This is a genomic window from Streptomyces sp. SL06 (assembly GCF_058244745.1).
Genome location: NZ_JBSYOT010000002.1, coordinates 4,251,984 through 4,269,552, shown reverse-complemented (window position 1 = coordinate 4,269,552; position 17,569 = coordinate 4,251,984). Strand labels below are relative to the sequence as shown.

Sequence of the window (17,569 nt, the reverse complement as noted above, 5' to 3'; positions counted from 1 at the left end):
GCCGAGCGCCGGTCACTCTCCAAAGCGGAACGGCTACACAGCGTGGCGCGTCACTGTCCGAAGGCGCGGGCCGTGTTGGCGGCGAGGGCCGCGGCCAGCGTGTCCTCGTCGACGCCCCGCACCTCGGCCATGGCGCGCACGGTGACCGGCACCAGGTAGGGGGCGTTGGGCCGGCCCCGGTGGGGCACCGGTGTCAGGAACGGCGCGTCGGTCTCGACCAGGACCAGTTCCGCCGGGGCCGCCGCGAGGGCGTCGCGCAGGTTCTGGGCGTTCTTGAAGGTGACATTGCCGGCGAAGGACATGTAGTACCCGGCGCGGGCGCAGATCTCGGCCATCTCCGCGTCGCCGGAGTAGCAGTGGAAGACGGTGCGCTCGGGGGCGCCCTCCTCCTTGAGGACGCGCAGCACGTCGGCGTGGGCGTCGCGGTCGTGGATGACGAGGGTCTTGCCGTGCCGCTTGGCGATCTCGATGTGGGCGCGGAAGGAGCGCTCCTGCGCCTCCTTGCCCTCGGGGCCGGTGCGGAAGTGGTCGAGTCCCGTCTCGCCGACGCCTCTGACCTGCGCGAGCGCCGCCAGCCTGTCGATCTCCGCGAGGGCGTCGTCGAGCGCCGCGTCCCCGCCGGGCTCGCGCGCTCCCTGCCTCGACCATCCGTCGGGGTCCCCGTGCACGATGCGCGGCGCCTCGTTGGGGTGCAGGGCGACCGTGGCGTGGACGGCGTCGTGCGCCGCCGCGGTCTCGGCCGCCCAGCGGGAGCCCGCCAGGTCGCAGCCGACCTGGACGACGGTCGTGACGCCGACCGAGGCGGCCTTGGCGAGCGCCTCGGCCACCGTGCCGGACTGCATGTCGAGGTGGGTGTGCGAGTCGGCGACCGGCACCCGCAGGGGCTCGGGGAGCGGGGGCGCGTCGTCCTTGCCGGACCGGCCCGAGGCGTTCGAAGACATGCCTCAGATCCTACGAAAGCCGCCGCGGACCCCGGGCCCGCTAGGCCGCCCGACGGTGGAGGTGGAGGGCGTGCAGCAGCCCTGCGAGGCGCGACACCCGGCGGCCGGACGCGCCCGCCGGCGCCTCCGGGGGACCGGCCGGCGGCACCCGGTGGAGGCCGTGCGAGGTGCCGCGCACCGAGGCGACCCGGCCCGGCCGCATGATCCGTACCACGTGGTTGTCGCAGTTGGCGCAGGTCGGCCGGGTCAGCGGGGAGGGCACGACCCGGCCGTCCGCGACGTAGCGCACGAACTCGTTGCCGTCGGCGCCCCTGCGGTGCTCTATTTCGAACGACTGTTCCCACCCGTGCCCGCAGCGCATGCAGGCGAAGGAGTACGACTCGTGGACGACGGCGGTGGCTCCGGCATGCACTCCGGACCGCGCCGTGCTCTCACTCATGCTCATCCCGGCTCCCTCGGTTCGTCGCCGTTCCTTCGTCCAGTGGACTCCTCCACCAGCGGGAAAGCACCAGGGGCTGCCGAGTGTTTGGGCCGATTTGGGGTGCCCTTGGCGCAAGGGCCCCCAACGTCAGGGGCGGGTCAAGACCGGGTGGTCACACCCCCGCGTTCTTCGCCGCCACCACCGCGTCGAACACCTCCCGCTTGGGCACGCCCGCCTGGGCGGCCACCGCGGCGATCGCCTCCTTGCGCCGCTCCCCCGCCTCCTCGCGCACCCGCACCCTGCGCACCAGTTCCTCGGCGCCGAGTTCCCCGGGCGCCTTGTCCGGGGCGCCCTCCACGACGACGGTGATCTCGCCGCGCACGCCCTCGGCGGCCCACGCGGCCAGCTCGCCGAGACCGCCGCGCCTGACCTCCTCGTAGGTCTTGGTCAGCTCCCGGCAGACGGCGGCGCGCCGGTCGGCGCCGAAGACCTCGGCCATGGCGGCGAGGGTGTCGTCGAGTCGGTGCGGGGCCTCGAAGTAGACGAGGGTGCGGCGCTCCCCGGCCACCTCGCGCAGCCGGGTCAGCCGTTCGCCCGCCTTGCGGGGCAGGAAGCCCTCGAAGCAGAACCGGTCGACCGGCAGCCCGGACAGGGCGAGCGCGGTGAGCACGGCGGACGGGCCGGGCACGGCGGTGACCTTGATGTCGCGCTCGACGGCGGCGGCGACCAGCCGGTAGCCGGGGTCGGAGACGGACGGCATCCCGGCGTCGGTCACCAGCAGCACCCGCGCGCCGCCCGCCAGTTCCTCGACCAGCTCGGGAGTGCGGGCGGACTCGTTGCCCTCGAAGTACGACACGACACGCCCGCCGGGTGTGACGCCGAGCGCCTGGGTGAGCCGGCGCAGCCGCCGGGTGTCCTCGGCGGCGACGACGTCCGCGCCGGCCAGTTCCTCGGCGAGCCGTGGCGGGGCGTCCCGGACGTCGCCGATGGGAGTGCCCGCCAGTACAAGGGTTCCAGTCACCTCCCCATCCTCCCAGGGGCGGACGGACGGGGACGCAACCGGACCGGTGGGGGCCATGCGCGGGACGCGCACAGCACGGTTCCCTACGATGGCGCGGTGACCAGTACCGCGTCCTCCATGGACACCCGGCAGGACCAGGCCCCGCTCGACGAGCGGTCCACCTGGCAGCAGCGGCTGCGCCGATTCGGCCACACGGCGGGGCCGGCGGCCGGTGACGTCCGCGACCGGCTGGTGCCGCCGTACACGCGCCCCGGTCCGCGTCTGTGGGTCTTCCTGGGCCTGTCGAAACCGTTCGCCGACCGGATCGTGCGCTGGTCGTCGTGGGGCGGGCCGCTGCTGGTGACGCTGCTCGCGGGCGTGCTGCGGTTCTGGCACCTGGGCAGCCCGAAGGCGGTGATATTCGACGAGACGTACTACGCGAAGGACGCGTGGGCGCTGATCCACCGGGGCTTCGAGGTCAACTGGGACAAGAACGCCAACGACCTGATCCTGAACTCGGGCGGCGACGTGCCGATCCCGACGGACGCGGCGTACGTCGTGCATCCGCCGGTCGGCAAGTACGTCATCGGCCTCGGCGAGCTGCTGTTCGGGTTCGACCCGTTCGGCTGGCGCTTCATGACGGCGCTGCTCGGCACGCTGTCGGTGCTGCTGCTGTGCCGGATCGGGCGCCGGCTGTTCCGGTCCACGTTCCTGGGGTGCCTGGCGGGCGCGCTGATGGCGGTGGACGGGCTGCACTTCGTGATGAGCCGCACCGCGCTGCTGGACAGCGTGCTGATGTTCTTCGTGCTGGCGGCCTTCGGCTGCCTGGTCGTCGACCGCGACAGGGCCCGGCGGAGACTCGCCGCCGCGCTGCCGGTGGACGACGACGGCCGGGTCCGCCCGGACGAGCGGGTCGCGGAGACGTTCCGGTTCGGGTGGCGTCCCTGGCGGCTGGCGGCGGGGCTGATGCTGGGGCTGGCCGCGGCCACCAAGTGGAACGGCCTGTACATCATGGCGGCGTTCTGTGTGATGGCCGTGCTGTGGGACGTCGGCACCCGCCGGGTCGCGGGCGCCCGCAGGCCGCATCTGGCGGTGCTGAAGCACGACCTGGGCTGGGCGTTCCTGTCGACGGTGCCGGTCGCGCTCGGCACGTACGTCCTGTCGTGGCTGGGCTGGATCCTCTCCCCCTCCGACGGCAGCGGCGGCTACTACCGCGACTGGGCGGCGACCGACGGCTCGCACAGCTCCTGGTCCTGGCTCCCGGACTGGGTGCGCAGCCTGTGGCACTACGAGACGCAGGTGCTGGAGTTCCACACCCACCTCACCTCGCCGCACACCTACCAGTCGAACCCGTGGAGCTGGATCGTCCTGGGCCGTCCGGTCTCCTACTTCTACGAGTCACCGGCGCCCGGCACGGACGGCTGCCCGGCCGACGCGGGCGAGAAGTGCGCCCGCGAGGTGCTGGCGCTGGGCACCCCGATGCTGTGGTGGGTGGGCTGCTTCGCGCTGCTGTACGTCCTGTGGCGCTGGGCCTTCCGCCGCGACTGGCGCGCGGGCGCCATCGCCTGCGGCATCGCGGCCGGCTATCTGCCCTGGTTCCTCTACCAGGAGCGCACGATCTTCCTCTTCTACGCCGTCGTCTTCCTGCCCTTCCTGTGCCTGGCGGTGGCGATGCTCCTCGGCGCCGTCATCGGCCGCCCCGGCTGCGGCGACGCCCGCCGCGTCGCGGGGGCGACCGGCGCGGGCGTACTGGTCCTGCTGATCGCCTGGAACTTCATCTACTTCTGGCCCCTGTACACCGGCACGGCGATCCCGATGGAGCAGTGGCGGTCACGGATGTGGCTGGATACGTGGGTGTAGCCGAGCAGACCCGGCATATCGCCCGGTCCCGGGTCTCGGTGCCGAGGTGCCTGGGGGAGCGGCGGTCGGGTAGCGTGCGGGCCATGTCGAGTCCTGAGTCGGATCGGGTGGGGGCTTTCGGTCACGCCGTCAGCCCCCTGAACCACTGAACTTGTAGCCCTGCCGCCGCGCCGCGTTCTGCGGTCGGACGAGGGTGCCCATGGGGCTGACCGCGGTGACGAGATGACCTTCTCGTGCTTCTCTTCACCTCGGAGCCACTCGATGCCTCTCGCGCTGTATCTGCTTGCCATGGCGGTCTTCGCCATGGGTACCTCGGAGTTCATGCTCGCCGGCCTCTTGCCGGACATCGCTTCGGACCTCGGCGTCACCGTCGGGACGACCGGCACACTCACTTCGGCCTTCGCGATGGGCATGGTCGTCGGGGCCCCGCTCATGGCGGTACTTGCCCGTAACCGGCCCGCACGGTCGAGTCTGCTCGGGTTCGTCCTCGTGTTCCTGGCATCCCACGCCGTGGGCGCCGCCACCTCGAACTTCCCGTTCCTGTTCGCAACCCGGGTAGTCGCGGCACTGGCCAACGCCGGATTCCTCGCCGTAGCCATGACGACCGCTGCCGCGCTCGTCCTGCCCGACAAGAGGGGTCGGGCGCTGGCCGTCCTGCTGTCGGGCACGACGGTGGCCACGATCGCCGGGGTTCCGGGGGGAGCGGTGCTCGGCACGCTACTGGGCTGGCGGGCCACGTTCTGGGCTGTCGCCGCTCTCTGCCTGCCCGCGGCCATCGGCGTTCTCACAGGAATCCCGGCGCGCCCCGTGGAGGCGGACGAGCGCGGGGGGCCGGCCTTGCGGGCGGAGTTCGCCCGGCTCAAGAGTCCGCGGTTGCGCCTGGTGATGCTGCTCGGCGCGTTGGTGAACGCGGCCACCTTCGCAAGTTTCACCTTCCTCGCCCCCGTCGTGACCGACACCGCCGGGCTGGGCGAGCTGTGGGTCTCCGTGGCTCTGGTGCTCTTCGGTGTCGGCTCCTTCGTCGGCGTCACCGCTGCCGGTCGGCTGTCCGACCGGCGCCCCGGCCTGGTCCTCGCGGCCGGCGGTCCGCCGCTGCTCGTCGGCTGGCCGGCGCTGGCCCTGCTGGCCGACAGGCCGGGCGCTCTGCTTGCCCTCGTGTTCGTGCAAGGAGCCCTGTCGTTCGCGGTGGGCAGCACGCTGATCGCGCGGGTCCTCCATGAGTCGGCAGGAGCCCCCACCATGGCCGGTTCCTACGCCACCGCAGCACTCAACGTCGGCGCGGCTCTTGGACCACTCATCGCCGTGACCACCCTCGGCTCCACGGCCGGGGACCTCGGGCCGCTGTGGACAAGCGGGCTCCTGGTCACGGTCGCGCTGCTCATCGCGGCATGCACCGGATCGTGCGCGTGGTCACCGACGACAGCACCTACTACCAGCCGCACGTGAGCACTTCACGCACTACTGCACTCGACGCGCTCGTATGAGCGGGTGGATGACAGAGGGCGGGGTGGTGCGCAGGGTTGGGTGGGGGTGCGGGGTTCCGTGGTGGCGTGTGCCGCGGCATCGGCCCCGGCGCGCGCCGACACGGTCGGTTCACCGCAACCCGCTCAAGCCATCCCCGCTCAGTTGGTCCCCGCCAAGGTTTCCACCGCGGGGCCGACGGCGACCTCGGCCCAGACCGTCAGCCCTCCGCCCGCCCGCCGTGTCCCCCACCGGTCGGCCAGCGCCTCGGTGATCAACAGGCCTCGCCCGCTTTCGCACTCCGCCCCGGACGTACCGACCGGCGCGGAGATCACCGGCGTACCACCACTCCCGCCGTCGTCGGTCACGCCGACCGTGACGGTGTCGGCGGTGAGGGCGCAAGTGACCGCGACGGTAAGGCTGTCGGTGTGCTCCAGGGCGTTGGCGACCAGTTCACCGGTGATGGCCACGAGGTCGTCCGCCGTATCGGCCGGCAGACCCCACGACCGGCACGTGTCACGGACGTGGTGCCGTGCGGTCCGGGCGGAGGCGAGGTCACCGCCGGGGAGCTTGAGCAGGCCGTACGCCCGAAGCATCGGCGACGCCCCGTCCACCGGTACTGCCCCCGTTCGCCCGAGGCGCGCACCCCGGGACTCGGCGATGAGCAGGGCATCCGCGAGCGCGTCCGTCAACTGACCGATCAGAAGGCGGAGTTCCCCGGCCCTCGACCGCTCCCCCGCCAACACGTGCCGCGCCCGACCGAGCAGCCGCTCCCCCAGCCCGAGTTGCACCGCCTCCATCCGGTCGGCAAGCCGGGAAACGGGCCCGTCTCCGTCCGAGAGAAGCAAAGCGGTACGCCCGTGAACACCGGGCAGGATCCGTACCCACTCCGACTCACCATTCATGACGCCGCCGCCAGGCAGACAAGGACATCACAACGCAACCGCTGCACACGGGCCTTCTCTTGGTACTCGCACGCGGTGAGGTTGGGGCGGACGAGGGGAGTGGAGACGACCTCACCCGGCGAAAGGCCAACAGGCCGCGGTACCGGTGGCCGGTCTGCACGATGACGCCCAGCGGGAAGGACCGCCATCTGTAGCCGACGGATCAGGAATTGCGCGAGTCCGACCATGATCTCAACCCCTCGTCGTCCTGAGAAACGATGCAGGGGAAAACTCTCACGGGAATCCCATGACGGGTTGCTCTGTGAAGGGAGTTCACTGATGTGGGTGACGGGGGCTCGAATCCTCGTCCGATGTTCCACAAGAACCCATAAGGTCACGGCCGTTGACCCACACGGATCAGTCGGATCAACGCGGCCCCCAAGCGGAAGGATCTGGAACATGAGCGCTACACAGACGGGTCCGGCGGGTCGCATGCAGATCGCACGGGGCCTGACCTCACTACGCGAACGCTGCGGGCTCACTCAGACACAGGTGGCGGCCCGAGCGGGCGTCAGCACCACAACGGTCAGCCGGTACGAGGCGTGGCAGGATCGCGCCCGCATCCGCTGGGCCACGGTGAAGGCGCTGGCGGACGCATGCGAGGCCACCGCCCAGGAGCGCGACGCCCTCGTGGCGGTGGCCAAGTCACAGGCCGACGGATGGTGGGTCGGCAACAACGCGGTGCCCGAGTGGTTGGATCCGCTCGTCTCGTTCGAACACCAAGCGGCGTACGAACACGTCTTCGCGAACACGGTCATCCCAGGTCTGTTGCAGACGCGCGACTACGCCCTCGCCATCCATCAGGCCAGAGAAGTCCGCAGCCCGAACGAGAGCATCGAGCGGATGGTTGAGGCCCGAATGCAACGTCAGAGCATCCTGATGCGCGATCCGGCGCTGCACCTGTGGGTGGTCCTGGACGAGGCGGTGCTTCGCAGGACGGTGGGAAGCACCGGCATCATGAACCAGCAGCTCAAGCATCTTCACGAAACGGCTGAGAGCCGCAACGTCGACCTCCAGATCCTTCCGTTCAGCGCGGGAGCGCACGCCGCCGGAGCCGGACACTTCGTGATCCTCGGGCGCGACGACGAACGGGAGCCCCTCAACTCCATGGCGGTGGTGTACATCGAAATGCGCCGTCGCGGGGTGTACCTGGATGACGCGGAGGACGTCAGCGCTTATAAGTTGACGTTCGACTACCTTCGTTCGCAGGCTGCCGACGTCACCATCTCGTCGCGGCTGGTCGCCAGAGCACGACAGGAGCTGTCCTCATGACCGGCATAGCGCCTTCCCTGACCGAGCGCGGAAGCATGGAGTGGTTCAAGAGCAGTTACAGCGGCGGCGAGGGCAACGAGTGCGTCGAGGTCGCCGCCCGCGGCTCATCGGTGGGCGTACGGGACTCGAAGAACCCTAGTGAAACCCTCGTCTTTTCCACCTACGCATTCACCTCGTTCGTCGAGAATCTGCCGATGCCCCAACCCGGCAGGTCCCCGTCCCTGGAGAAGCCCTCGCGCTCCAGCGTCCGCATGAAGCCGAACACCGCAGCATCTACGCTGGTCAGCGAGACCAGGCAACTGGCTCCCTTGCTCCCTTGAAGAGAGACGCGGAGATATTTGCCCCTCGCCGGGACGGCAAGGCGTACTTGGCCGAGACGCCGACGCGTTCACCTTCAGGCGTGAGCAGATGGCCAAGCGCGATGCGCGACCTTGCGCCCGGCACGGAGTCCAACGGTGCGGAAGACCTCGCTTGAGCAGATGCAGCGCCCTTGGCCAGTGCAAGTTCCGTTCGCCGGGCTGTTCACCGCGGAGCTGGGCCGCGCCTCGCTGCCCCGCCCCCGATGGCAGCCCAGTGGGTGCGCGTCGAGGCTTCGCCGTTGTCCGGACAGGCACTCTTGACAGGTTCGTCCCGGAGATTGAGGGTCCTAGAACGATGTAGAACCCGCAGCTAGCCGGAGGCGACCATGGCACTACGGTTCATCGCGAAAGACCCCAACACCGACGGGGCGAACTGTCCGACGGTATGGGTTGATGAGGAGCGTCAGGAACTCTTGTTCCAGGGCTGGGACGCAGACGGCGAAACGCTCGCTGACTGCCTCAAGGCTGGGCCGATTCCTGACGGTGAAGGCGTCGTTCGGCTGCCCATGCGAATGGTGGCCGCTATCCGGGAGGCATGTGATGTGGCGGAGCGCTCCACCGTTCGGTGAGCTGCTGGCGGCGTGTCGGAAGTCGGCGTTGCACCTTGAGATGCGCGACCACTACGACGACCCGGACGAAGCTCCCCGTGTCGAGGCATGGAAGACAGGGAGGCGACCGGACCCGAACGATCGGGATTCCTGGTGGCGTCCATGGCTGGACATGGTTTCGGAAACCGTAGAGCGCGGGGTGGAAATCCGGCGAGCACGGATCGTATCGGAACCCGTCAGCGAGTACACCCGCTATCTCTATGACGGAACCTTCACCAACATCGCCGCTGGCGAACAGATTCGCTGGTTGCCCCGCAAGAAGGCTTCGGGAATCGCTTTGCCGGGCAACGACTTCTGGCTGTTCGACGGCCGGTTGGTGAGATTCGGCTATTTCTCGGGAGAGGGTACCTACCTGGGAGACGAGGTAACCGACGACCCTTCGATTGCCAAGCTCTGCGCCGAAGCGTTCGAAAGCGTATGGAGCAAGGCGACACCGCACGAAGAATACAAGGTCTGACGGATTCCACGACTCATGCCCGCGTCGCCCTCATCGAGCGCCCAGGCTGCCCGCAAGGCAGTCGCCGACCGGTTGCGGGAGATCCGCCGGGACGCCAACCTCGCGGCCAAGGACGTGGCCGACCGAACCGGCTGGTACAAGTCCAAGGTGTCTCGCCTTGAGAACGCCGTTACGCCTCCGTCGGATGACGATATCCGGGCATGGTGTCGCGCCTGCGAGGCCGACGGGATGGCCGCTGATCTGATAGCGGCCTCCCGGACGGCCGACAGTGCATACGTCGAGTGGCGCAGATTGCAACGCACAGGATTGCGGCGGCTGCAAGAATCCTATGTCCCGCTCTTCGAGCGTACGCAGACGTTCAGGATCTATTGCTCGAACGTGGTTCCTGGACTGCTTCAAACGGACGGGTATGCCACAGCACTGCTCGGCTCCATCGCCGCTTTTCGCGGAACGCCGGACGACGTAACGGATGCGGTCACTGCACGGATGGAGCGTTCCCGGGTGATCCGTGAAGGGAATCACCGATTCGCGTTGCTCGTCGAAGAAGCAGTTCTGCGGCATCGAGTCGGCGGGGCGGAAGTAATGGCCGGCCAACTCGGCTATCTCCTCTCCGTGATGGCTTTTCCTTCCGTGTCGTTGGGCGTGATCCCTTTCTCCGCTGATCGGCGTATGTGGATGATCGAGACGTTCAGCGTTTACGACAAGCAGCACGCACAGGTGGAGACGCTGACCGCGCAAGTGAACGTGACCGCTCCGTCAGAGGTGGACGAGTACCTCAAAGCCTTCGGTGAGTTCTCGAAGCTGGCCGTGTTCGGATCAGACGCCCGATCCTTGATCACCTCCGCCATTGACGCGTTGGGGTGATGCCCATGGAACTCTGTGGAACCGACTGTGAGTTGGAACCTCTTCGTTCCTAGCGTGATGTCCAGACGGACGACACGAAGGGGTCGGCATGAGCGAGCCGAGAACGTACCCGAGCGCACCAGTGACCTTGCCGCTGAGGCTGGACCCTGAGCCTGCCCCGGTCGATGGGTGCGCCGGGTGCGCGGAGCTTGCCAAGGTCCGGGACTGGGCCCGTGCGGGGAACGATCAGACCACCGTGACGGACTGCAACGTACTCATGGCGCGGCATCCGGACGGGCACTGATGACCACAGCGCCGGAGCGACCCCGCTCTGCTCCACGTCGGGCGCCCCGACTCCGCACGTCGCTGCGGGAAGAAGCGCCCTCCCACCCGAAGCCCCGCGCGGGACGAACCGGCGGGGAACCGCGTTGGTCTCTCCGGGACTTCGGTGACCTCTGCGGGACCTGTTCCGGGCACCGTGCCATCTGGTGTGACGGGTGCTGCGGCTTCGCTGGATGCGAATGGTGCAACTTCACGTTCAAGCGCCCCTGCCCGTCATGCGCAGGGGGCGACGCGGAGCCCATCCGCTGGTAGGTCCTCCCTGGTCTCCTTTGGGCCACCAAACGGAAACATCCGCATCGCCGTTCACTCCGTGCACATAGAGTGCAGTCACAGCTACTTCTGAACGCGTTCAAGAGGGCGGGCGGAAGGTCCAACGGGGAGGGGACTGCCGATGGGCAGGGGGGTGAAGGCCGCCGTCATAGGTGGCGTGTTCGCCGTGATGGTGGGCGGGGCCGGGTACGGCGCCTACAACATCGTCTCGGCGCTGAACGGCGGCTCGCAGGCCGCGGGGGCGTCGGTCAAGACGGGGCCGCCGAGCGGGGACGAGGTCGAGGAGACGGCTCGGAAGTTCCTCGCGGCCTGGGCGAAGGGGGACGCGGCGACCGCGGCGTCGTACACGAACAACGCCACGGTCGCCGGGACGCTGCTGACGGCCTACGGCGAGGAGGCGCACATCACCGGCGTCGAGATCACGCCCGCCACGGCCACCGGCGCCGACGTGCCGTTCAGCGTGCGGGCGAAGGTGTCCTACAAGGGCACGTCCAAGCCGCTGACGTACAAGAGCGAGCTGACGGTGGTGCGCGGCGAGACCAGCGGACTGCCGCTGGTCGACTGGAGGCCGTCGGTGGTCCACCCGGCCCTGAAGGACGGGGACTCCCTGGTCACCGAGGAGTCGGCGACGCCGCAGGTCCAGGCCGTCGGCCGGGACGACACCGTGCTGACGAGCAAGGAGTACCCCTCGCTCGGCCCGGTCCTCGCCACACTCCGGGAGAGGTACGGCGACAAGGCGGGCGGCACCCCCGGCGTCGAGCTGGCGGTCCGCCACACGGACGCCGAGGCCCCCGACACCCCGCTGCTGACCCTCACCGAGGGCGAGCCCGGCAAGCTGCGCACGACGCTCAGCGCGAGCGTGCAGGCGGCGGCCGAGAAGGCGGTGAAGCGGTACGGCGAGTCCTCGGTGGTCGCGGTCGAGCCGAGCACCGGCGAGGTGCTGGCCGTGGCCAACAACCGGGCGGACGGCTTCAACGCGGCCTTCGAGGGCCGGGTCGCCCCCGGCTCCACCATGAAGATCATCACCGCCGCGATGCTCATCGACAACGGCGTGGCCTCGATGAACGGTCCGGCGCCCTGCCCGGACACGGCGGTCTGGCAGAGCCAGACCTTCAAGAACCTCACCGGCATGCAGCCCGACGAGGGCGCCACCCTCGCCAACACCTTCATGCGGTCCTGCAACACGGGCTTCATCAAGCTCGTCGACGAGGAGCCGCTCACCGACGCCTCGCTGACCGCGGAGGCCGAGGAGCGCTTCGGGCTCAAGGGCGACAACTGGCAGACCGGCATCATCTCCTTCGACGGCAGGGTCCCCGCCTCCGGCGGCCCGGACCGCGCGGCCAACGCCATCGGTCAGGGCGAGGTCCAGATGAACCCGCTGAACATGGCCTCCGTGACGGCGACCGCCATCACCGGCGAGTTCCGCCAGCCCTACCTGGTCTCCCCCGAGCTGGACGGCCGGGAACTGGCCACCGCCAAGGGCCTGCCGCCGAACACCGCCGCCCAGCTCAAGCAGATGATGCGGCTCACCGCCACGCAGGGCACCGGCGCCGCCGCCATGGCCGGGCTCGGCGGCGACGTCGGCGCCAAGACCGGGTCGGCCGAGGTCGACGGGCAGACCACGTCCAACAGCTGGTTCACCGGCTTCCGGGGCGACATCGCGGCGGCGGCCATGACCGAGGAGGGCGGCCACGGCGGCGACGCGGCCGGCCCGATCGTGGCGGACGTGCTGCGGGCGGGGGGCTGACGCGGACCGGCCGCGACGGATGCCTCTACTGTGGTCGGCGTCGCTGGAAGCAAGAGGCAGTCAACAGGCAATGAGGGCACCGGATTTCCGGGCGCCGCGGAGGAACGGGACGCAGTGGGCAGCAGAAGGGCCGCCACCGTGCGGCGCAGGACAAGACCCGCCGTGGTCGGCGGTGTCGCCGCCGCGGTCGTGGCCGGCGCCGGGATCGGCGCGTACGCGATCTACGGCGGCGAGGCCGGCGCCGAGGACACCGCGCGGACCAGGACCGCGGCGGCCGAGGAGAAGGTGAAGTCGGGCCCCCTGACGGCGGCCGAGGTCACCACGACGACCCGGCGGTTCCTGACCGCCTGGCAGCAGGGCGACATCGCCTCGGCGGCCGCCGCGACCGACGACGCCGAGGCCGCCGTGGCGCTGCTCACCGGCTACACCAAGGACGCCCGCGTCAAGGACCTCACCCTCACCGCGGGCACCCCGGCCGGGGAGAAGGTGCCGTTCTCCGTGCGGGCCACGGTCGCCTACGAGGAGACGGCCCGGCCGCTGGCGTACGACAGCGAGCTGACCGTGGTCCGCCGGGCCGGCGACGGCGAGCCCCGCGTCGACTGGCACGCCGCCGTCGTCCATCCGGAGCTGGAGGACGGCGACAGGCTGGTCACCGGGGAGGCCGGCACCCCGCCGGTCAAGGCGCTGGACCGGGACGGCGCGGAGATCACCACCGCGAAGTACCCCTCGCTGGGCACCGTCCTGGACAGCCTGCGCGAGAAGTACGGCGAGAAGGCCGGCGGCACCCCCGGCATCGAACTGCGCGTGGTCCGCGGCAAGGAGTCCAAGAAGGCCAAGGCCTCCGACAAGACCCTGCTGGAGCTGCGCGAGGGCACGCCCGGCGCCCTGAAGACGACCCTGGACCCCGCCCTCCAGGCCGCCGCCGAGGGGCAGGTGGCGGGCAAGGCGCGGGCGTCGGTGGTCCTGCTGCGCGCCTCCACGGGCGAGATCCTCGCGGTCGCCAACGGCGGCCACGGCTTCAACACCGCCTTCCAGGGCTCGCTGGCCCCCGGCTCCACGATGAAGGTCATCACCTCCTCGATGCTGATCGAGAAGGGCCTCGCGTCCGTGGACAAGAAGCACCCGTGCCCGAAGTACTTCAGCTACGGGGGCTGGAAGTTCCAGAACGACGACAAGTTCGAGATAAAGGACGGCACCTTCAAGGCGAGCTTCGCCCGCTCCTGCAACACCGCCTTCATCAGCCAGGCGCCGAAGCTGACGGACGACGACCTGACCCGGCAGGCCAAGGAGGTGTTCGGCCTCTCGATGGACAACTGGGCGGTCGGCGTGTCCACCTTCGACGGCTCGGTGCCGGTGCAGAGCAAGGCCCCGATGGCCGCCTCCCTGATCGGCCAGGGCGGGGTGCGGATGAACCCGCTGAACATGGCGTCCGTGTCGGCGACCGTGAAGACGGGCAGCTTCCACCAGCCGTACCTGGTCGCCCCGTCGGTCGACGGACGCGCGCTCGCCACGGCCTCCCGCACGATGTCCGCGGCCACGCTGGCGCAACTGCGGGAGCTGATGTCCTACACGGCGGCGTACGGCACCGCGGCCGAGGCGATGGCCGGGGTGAGCGGTGAGGTCGGCGCGAAGACCGGCTCGGCGGAGGTCGACGGGCAGAAGAAGCCCAACGGCTGGTTCACCGCGTACCGGGGCGACCTGGCCGCGGCGGGCGTCGTCCAGCAGGGCGGCCACGGCGGCGAGACGGCGGGGCCGCTCGTCGCGGCGCTGCTCAAGGCGGGCGGCTGACGGCGCCGAAGGGCACGGCCGACGGCTCAGTGGGCCACCGGCTGTGCCAACGCCGTGTAGGTGCGGCGCAGGAACCGCATGAGCGCCCGGGTCTCGAACTGGACCACCGCGCACCCCTGCGCGGAGTGGAACTCGACGACGGCCTGCACCCGCCCGCACGGCCACACCCGCACCTCGCCGGACCCGGCGGGCGCGCGCAGACCCTGTTCCAGCAGCGCGCGGGGGAAGGTCCACTCGCGGGAGCCGGGGCCGCGGCCCCGGGCGGGCAGCCCCACGCGGACCGAGAGCGGATCGCGGTCGGGGTCGTAGCGCAGTACGACGGGTATGGCCCCGCCGTCGTCCTGCTCGGGGAGGTCCGCGCCCGTCAGGATGTGGGCTCGTACGTGCTGTTCGACTACGGACATCGGACCGCCCTTCACGCTGTGCCGTCTCTGCGAAAGCTGTGCGCCCGCCCCATTCCAATGTCCCATATTTTCCGATTGACACATTCCCGCGAGGAGAAGGTGCGATACAACGACGACCTCGCTCTTGCAAAAGCTTTGCAACAAGCCTCTATCATCGAACCGTGCATGTACCTGACGGATTCATCAACGCCCCGACCTCCGCCGTGACCGGAGTCGTCGCCGCGGGCGCCATCGCGGTCAGCCTGCGCGGCGCCCGCCGCGAACTGGACGAGCGGACAGCACCCCTGGCGGGGCTGGTCGCGGCGTTCATCTTCGCGGTACAGATGCTGAACTTCCCCGTCGCCGCGGGGACCAGCGGACATCTGCTCGGCGGCGCCCTCGCCGCGATCCTCGTGGGCCCCTGCACCGGGGTCCTGTGCGTCTCCGTCGTCCTGCTCATGCAGGGCATCCTCTTCGCCGACGGCGGCCTGACCGCGCTCGGCGTGAACATCACCGACATGGCGATCGTCACCACGGTCGTCGCCTACGCCCTCTTCCGGGGCCTGGTGAAGGTCCTGCCGCGCACCCGCCGCTCGGTCACCGTGGCCTCCTTCGTCGCCGCGCTCGTCTCCGTCCCGGCCGCCGCGCTCACCTTCACCCTCCTGTACTGGATCGGCGGCACCACCGACGTCGCCATCGGCAAGGTCGCCACCGCGATGATCGGCGTGCACGTGCTGATCGGCATCGGCGAGGCCGCGATCACCGCGCTGACCGTCGGCGCCGTCATCGCCGTACGCCCCGACCTGGTGTACGGGGCGCGCGGGCTCCAGCGGCGGCTCAGACTGCGGGTGAACGGCGAACTGATCGACGCCCCCGACGCCCCCGACGCCGAACCGGCCGCCGCGCCCGTCGCCGCCCGCTCGCACCGCAAGCTGTGGATCACCGGCCTGGTCACCTCGCTGGTCCTCGCCGGCTTCGTCAGCTTCTACGCCTCCGCCGATCCCGACGGCCTGGAGAAGATCGCCGCCGACAAGGGCATCGACAAGAAGGCCGAGGAGCACACGAACGCCGACTCCCCGCTCGCCGACTACGGCGTCGAGGACATCACCGACGCCCGGATCTCCGGCGGGCTCGCGGGGGTGATCGGCGTCGGCGTCACGGTCGCCGCGGGCAGCGCCGTGTTCTGGACGGTGCGCAGGCGGCGCGCCGACGACACGTCCCCCGCCGGCACGACGACCGGCACGGGCAGCGGCGCCGACCGCGGCGCGAGCGTCTGACATGGGTGCCGGACACGCCCACCGGCTCTACCGGCACGGGCACTCCCCCGTGCACGGCCTGCCGCCGCACACCAAGCTCGCCGCGACCTTCGCCTTCGTGGTCGTCGTGGTGTCCACCCCGCGCGAGGCGATGTGGGCCTTCGGCCTCTACGCGCTGCTGCTCGCGACGGTGGCGTACGCCGCCCGCGTCCCGGCGTCCTTCCTGCTCAAACGGCTGCTGATCGAGGTGCCTTTCGTCGCGTTCGCGGTGCTGATGCCGTTCGTGGCGGAGGGCGAACGCGTCGAGGTGCTCGGCCTGTCGCTGAGCGTGAACGGCCTGTGGGGCGCCTGGAACGTCCTGGCCAAGGGCACCCTGGGCGTCGCCGCCTCCGTCCTGCTCGCCTCCACCACCGAGCTGCGCGCCCTGCTGCTCGGCCTGCAACGCCTGAAGCTCCCGCCGCTGCTGGTGCAGATCGCGACGTTCATGATCCGCTACGGGGACGTGATCGCGGACGAGATGCGGCGGATGCGGATCGCCCGGGAGTCGCGCGGCTTCGAGGCGCGGGGCGTACGGCACTGGGGCGTGCTCGCCAAGTCGGCCGGGGCGCTGTTCATCCGCTCCTACGAGCGCGGCGAGCGCGTGCACCTGGCCATGGTCAGCCGCGGGTACGCCGGTTCGATGCCGGTGATCGACGAGGTGACCGCCTCCCGGGCGCAGTGGTCGTACGCGCTGGCCCTCCCGTGTGCGGCGCTGGTGGTCTGTCTGCTGGGATGGACGCTGTGACCGACACCCCGGCCGACGCCGTGCCCGCCTCCCTCGATGTCTCCGGCCTCGCCTTCGCCTACCCGGACGGGCATCAGGCCCTGTTCGGCGTGGACTTCTGCGTCGCCCGCGGCGAACGGGTCGCGCTGCTCGGCCCGAACGGCGCGGGCAAGACGACCCTCGTCCTCCACCTCAACGGCATCCTGACCGGCGGCGCCGGCACGGTCACCGTCGCCGGACTGCCCGTGGGCAGACGGAACATGGCCGAGATCCGGCGCCGGGTCGGCATCGTCTTCCAGGACCCCGACGACCAGCTCTTCATGCCGACGGTGCGCGAGGACGTGGCGTTCGGACCGGCGGCGGCCGGGACGAAGGGGGCGGAACTGGAGCGGTGCGTGGAGCGGGCGCTCACGCTGGTCGGCATGGCGGAGTTCAAGGACCGGCCCCCGCACCACCTCTCGTTCGGCCAGCGGCGCCGGGTGGCGGTGGCGACCGTACTCGCCATGGAGCCGGAGATCCTGGTCCTGGACGAACCCTCCTCCAACCTCGACCCGGCCTCCCGGCGCGAACTCGCCGACATCCTGCGCTCCTTGGACGTCACGGTCCTGATGGTCACCCACGACCTGCCCTACGCCCTGGAGTTGTGCCCCCGCGCCCTGGTCCTCAGCGACGGCGTGATCGCGGCGGACGGCCCGACCGCCGACCTGCTCTGCGACGACGCCCTGATGCGCGCCCACCGCCTGGAGCTGCCCTTCGGCTTCGACCCGCGGTCGGTGTCGGCCCGCGGCTGAGGAATCGCGGGCGGCCCCGGGCGGTTGCACCCACTGTCGCGGGCGAGCGGAAGGGACGTACCG

At 70.4% G+C, this 17,569-nt stretch carries 17 protein-coding genes; 12 read left to right on the top strand and 5 right to left on the bottom strand.

The genetic code is table 11. The features are described 5' to 3' along the window. Positions 1-50: 50 nt before the first annotated feature. The 3 genes from AC4IHM_RS19585 to rsmI form a co-directional block, all read right to left on the bottom strand. Complete coding sequence (locus AC4IHM_RS19585; protein WP_490868305.1) at positions 51-941, bottom strand: TatD family hydrolase; 891 nt, start codon at positions 939-941, stop codon at positions 51-53. Between the two features lie 40 nt (positions 942-981). Next, positions 982-1,380, bottom strand: coding sequence for a hypothetical protein (locus AC4IHM_RS19580; RefSeq protein WP_490868304.1), 399 nt, complete (start codon positions 1,378-1,380; stop codon positions 982-984). Between the two features lie 154 nt (positions 1,381-1,534). After that, positions 1,535-2,383, bottom strand: coding sequence for a 16S rRNA (cytidine(1402)-2'-O)-methyltransferase (gene rsmI, locus AC4IHM_RS19575; protein WP_490868303.1), 849 nt, complete (start codon positions 2,381-2,383; stop codon positions 1,535-1,537). A 96-nt stretch (positions 2,384-2,479) separates the two neighbouring features. Here rsmI and AC4IHM_RS19570 point away from each other — a divergent pair, with 96 nt between their 5' ends. Then, the gene (locus AC4IHM_RS19570; protein WP_490868302.1) at positions 2,480-4,222 is read left to right on the top strand and encodes a dolichyl-phosphate-mannose--protein mannosyltransferase; all 1,743 of its coding nucleotides are present in this window, start codon (positions 2,480-2,482) and stop codon (positions 4,220-4,222) included. 261 nt (positions 4,223-4,483) lie between these two features. Continuing rightward, entirely contained in the window at positions 4,484-5,668 is a 1,185-nt protein-coding gene (locus tag AC4IHM_RS19565) for a Cmx/CmrA family chloramphenicol efflux MFS transporter (RefSeq protein WP_490868301.1), read from the top strand. A 176-nt stretch (positions 5,669-5,844) separates the two neighbouring features. Here the strand turns inward: AC4IHM_RS19565 and AC4IHM_RS19560 are convergent, their stop codons facing one another. Beyond that, entirely contained in the window at positions 5,845-6,474 is a 630-nt protein-coding gene (locus AC4IHM_RS19560) for an ATP-binding protein (RefSeq protein WP_490868300.1), read from the bottom strand. A 552-nt stretch (positions 6,475-7,026) separates the two neighbouring features. Here AC4IHM_RS19560 and AC4IHM_RS19555 point away from each other — a divergent pair. The 7 genes from AC4IHM_RS19555 (at position 7,027) to AC4IHM_RS19525 (ending at position 14,313) form a co-directional block, all read left to right on the top strand. After that, complete coding sequence (locus AC4IHM_RS19555) at positions 7,027-7,899, top strand: helix-turn-helix domain-containing protein (protein WP_490868299.1); 873 nt, start codon at positions 7,027-7,029, stop codon at positions 7,897-7,899. Beyond that, positions 7,896-8,219, top strand: coding sequence for a DUF397 domain-containing protein (locus tag AC4IHM_RS19550; RefSeq protein ID WP_490868298.1), 324 nt, complete (start codon positions 7,896-7,898; stop codon positions 8,217-8,219). The genes AC4IHM_RS19555 and AC4IHM_RS19550 overlap by 4 nt, the downstream gene beginning before the upstream one ends. Before the next feature lie 579 nt (positions 8,220-8,798). Further along, positions 8,799-9,323: a DUF6879 family protein gene (locus AC4IHM_RS19545; protein WP_490868297.1), complete on the top strand. Its 525-nt coding sequence runs from the start codon at positions 8,799-8,801 to the stop codon at positions 9,321-9,323. 15 nt (positions 9,324-9,338) lie between these two features. Further along, entirely contained in the window at positions 9,339-10,187 is an 849-nt protein-coding gene (locus AC4IHM_RS19540; RefSeq protein WP_490868296.1) for a helix-turn-helix domain-containing protein, read from the top strand. Between the two features lie 88 nt (positions 10,188-10,275). After that, positions 10,276-10,470, top strand: a complete 195-nt coding sequence (locus AC4IHM_RS19535) for a hypothetical protein (protein WP_490868295.1) — start codon at positions 10,276-10,278, stop codon at positions 10,468-10,470. 429 nt (positions 10,471-10,899) lie between these two features. Next, a complete protein-coding gene (locus tag AC4IHM_RS19530) occupies positions 10,900-12,525 on the top strand; it encodes a penicillin-binding transpeptidase domain-containing protein (protein WP_490868294.1) in 1,626 nt (541 codons plus the stop codon). Between the two features lie 114 nt (positions 12,526-12,639). Beyond that, positions 12,640-14,313: a penicillin-binding transpeptidase domain-containing protein gene (locus AC4IHM_RS19525; protein WP_490868293.1), complete on the top strand. Its 1,674-nt coding sequence runs from the start codon at positions 12,640-12,642 to the stop codon at positions 14,311-14,313. 26 nt (positions 14,314-14,339) lie between these two features. On the opposite strand, the gene AC4IHM_RS19520 is transcribed toward AC4IHM_RS19525, so the two are convergent. Continuing rightward, positions 14,340-14,717, bottom strand: coding sequence for an SsgA family sporulation/cell division regulator (locus AC4IHM_RS19520; RefSeq protein ID WP_490868292.1), 378 nt, complete (start codon positions 14,715-14,717; stop codon positions 14,340-14,342). Between the two features lie 161 nt (positions 14,718-14,878). Here AC4IHM_RS19520 and AC4IHM_RS19515 point away from each other — a divergent pair, with 161 nt between their 5' ends. The 3 genes from AC4IHM_RS19515 to AC4IHM_RS19505 are packed head-to-tail and all read left to right on the top strand — an operon-like array spanning position 14,879 to position 17,506. Further along, positions 14,879-15,973: an energy-coupling factor ABC transporter permease gene (locus AC4IHM_RS19515; protein WP_490868291.1), complete on the top strand. Its 1,095-nt coding sequence runs from the start codon at positions 14,879-14,881 to the stop codon at positions 15,971-15,973. 1 nt (position 15,974) lies between these two features. Then, positions 15,975-16,736: a cobalt ECF transporter T component CbiQ gene (gene cbiQ, locus AC4IHM_RS19510; protein WP_490868290.1), complete on the top strand. Its 762-nt coding sequence runs from the start codon at positions 15,975-15,977 to the stop codon at positions 16,734-16,736. Continuing rightward, on the top strand, positions 16,724-17,506 hold the full coding sequence (locus tag AC4IHM_RS19505; protein ID WP_490868289.1) for an energy-coupling factor ABC transporter ATP-binding protein: 783 nt from the start codon (positions 16,724-16,726) through the stop codon (positions 17,504-17,506). The genes cbiQ and AC4IHM_RS19505 overlap by 13 nt, the downstream gene beginning before the upstream one ends. Positions 17,507-17,569: the final 63 nt, after the last annotated feature.

What these genes read in the sequence shown, in the direction of transcription:
- AC4IHM_RS19585 (WP_490868305.1), bottom strand. Translation starts at nt 941, where the DNA reads ATGTCTTCGAACGCCTCGGGCCGGTCCGGCAAGGACGACGCGCCCCCG.
- AC4IHM_RS19520 (WP_490868292.1), bottom strand. Translation starts at nt 14,717, where the DNA reads ATGTCCGTAGTCGAACAGCACGTACGAGCCCACATCCTGACGGGCGCG.
- AC4IHM_RS19545 (WP_490868297.1), top strand. Translation starts at nt 8,799, where the DNA reads ATGTGGCGGAGCGCTCCACCGTTCGGTGAGCTGCTGGCGGCGTGTCGG.
- AC4IHM_RS19550 (WP_490868298.1), top strand. Translation starts at nt 7,896, where the DNA reads ATGACCGGCATAGCGCCTTCCCTGACCGAGCGCGGAAGCATGGAGTGG.
- AC4IHM_RS19530 (WP_490868294.1), top strand. Translation starts at nt 10,900, where the DNA reads ATGGGCAGGGGGGTGAAGGCCGCCGTCATAGGTGGCGTGTTCGCCGTG.
- AC4IHM_RS19565 (WP_490868301.1), top strand. Translation starts at nt 4,484, where the DNA reads ATGCCTCTCGCGCTGTATCTGCTTGCCATGGCGGTCTTCGCCATGGGT.
- AC4IHM_RS19555 (WP_490868299.1), top strand. Translation starts at nt 7,027, where the DNA reads ATGAGCGCTACACAGACGGGTCCGGCGGGTCGCATGCAGATCGCACGG.
- cbiQ (WP_490868290.1), top strand. Translation starts at nt 15,975, where the DNA reads ATGGGTGCCGGACACGCCCACCGGCTCTACCGGCACGGGCACTCCCCC.
- AC4IHM_RS19505 (WP_490868289.1), top strand. Translation starts at nt 16,724, where the DNA reads ATGGACGCTGTGACCGACACCCCGGCCGACGCCGTGCCCGCCTCCCTC.
- AC4IHM_RS19535 (WP_490868295.1), top strand. Translation starts at nt 10,276, where the DNA reads ATGAGCGAGCCGAGAACGTACCCGAGCGCACCAGTGACCTTGCCGCTG.
- AC4IHM_RS19580 (WP_490868304.1), bottom strand. Translation starts at nt 1,380, where the DNA reads ATGAGTGAGAGCACGGCGCGGTCCGGAGTGCATGCCGGAGCCACCGCC.
- AC4IHM_RS19540 (WP_490868296.1), top strand. Translation starts at nt 9,339, where the DNA reads ATGCCCGCGTCGCCCTCATCGAGCGCCCAGGCTGCCCGCAAGGCAGTC.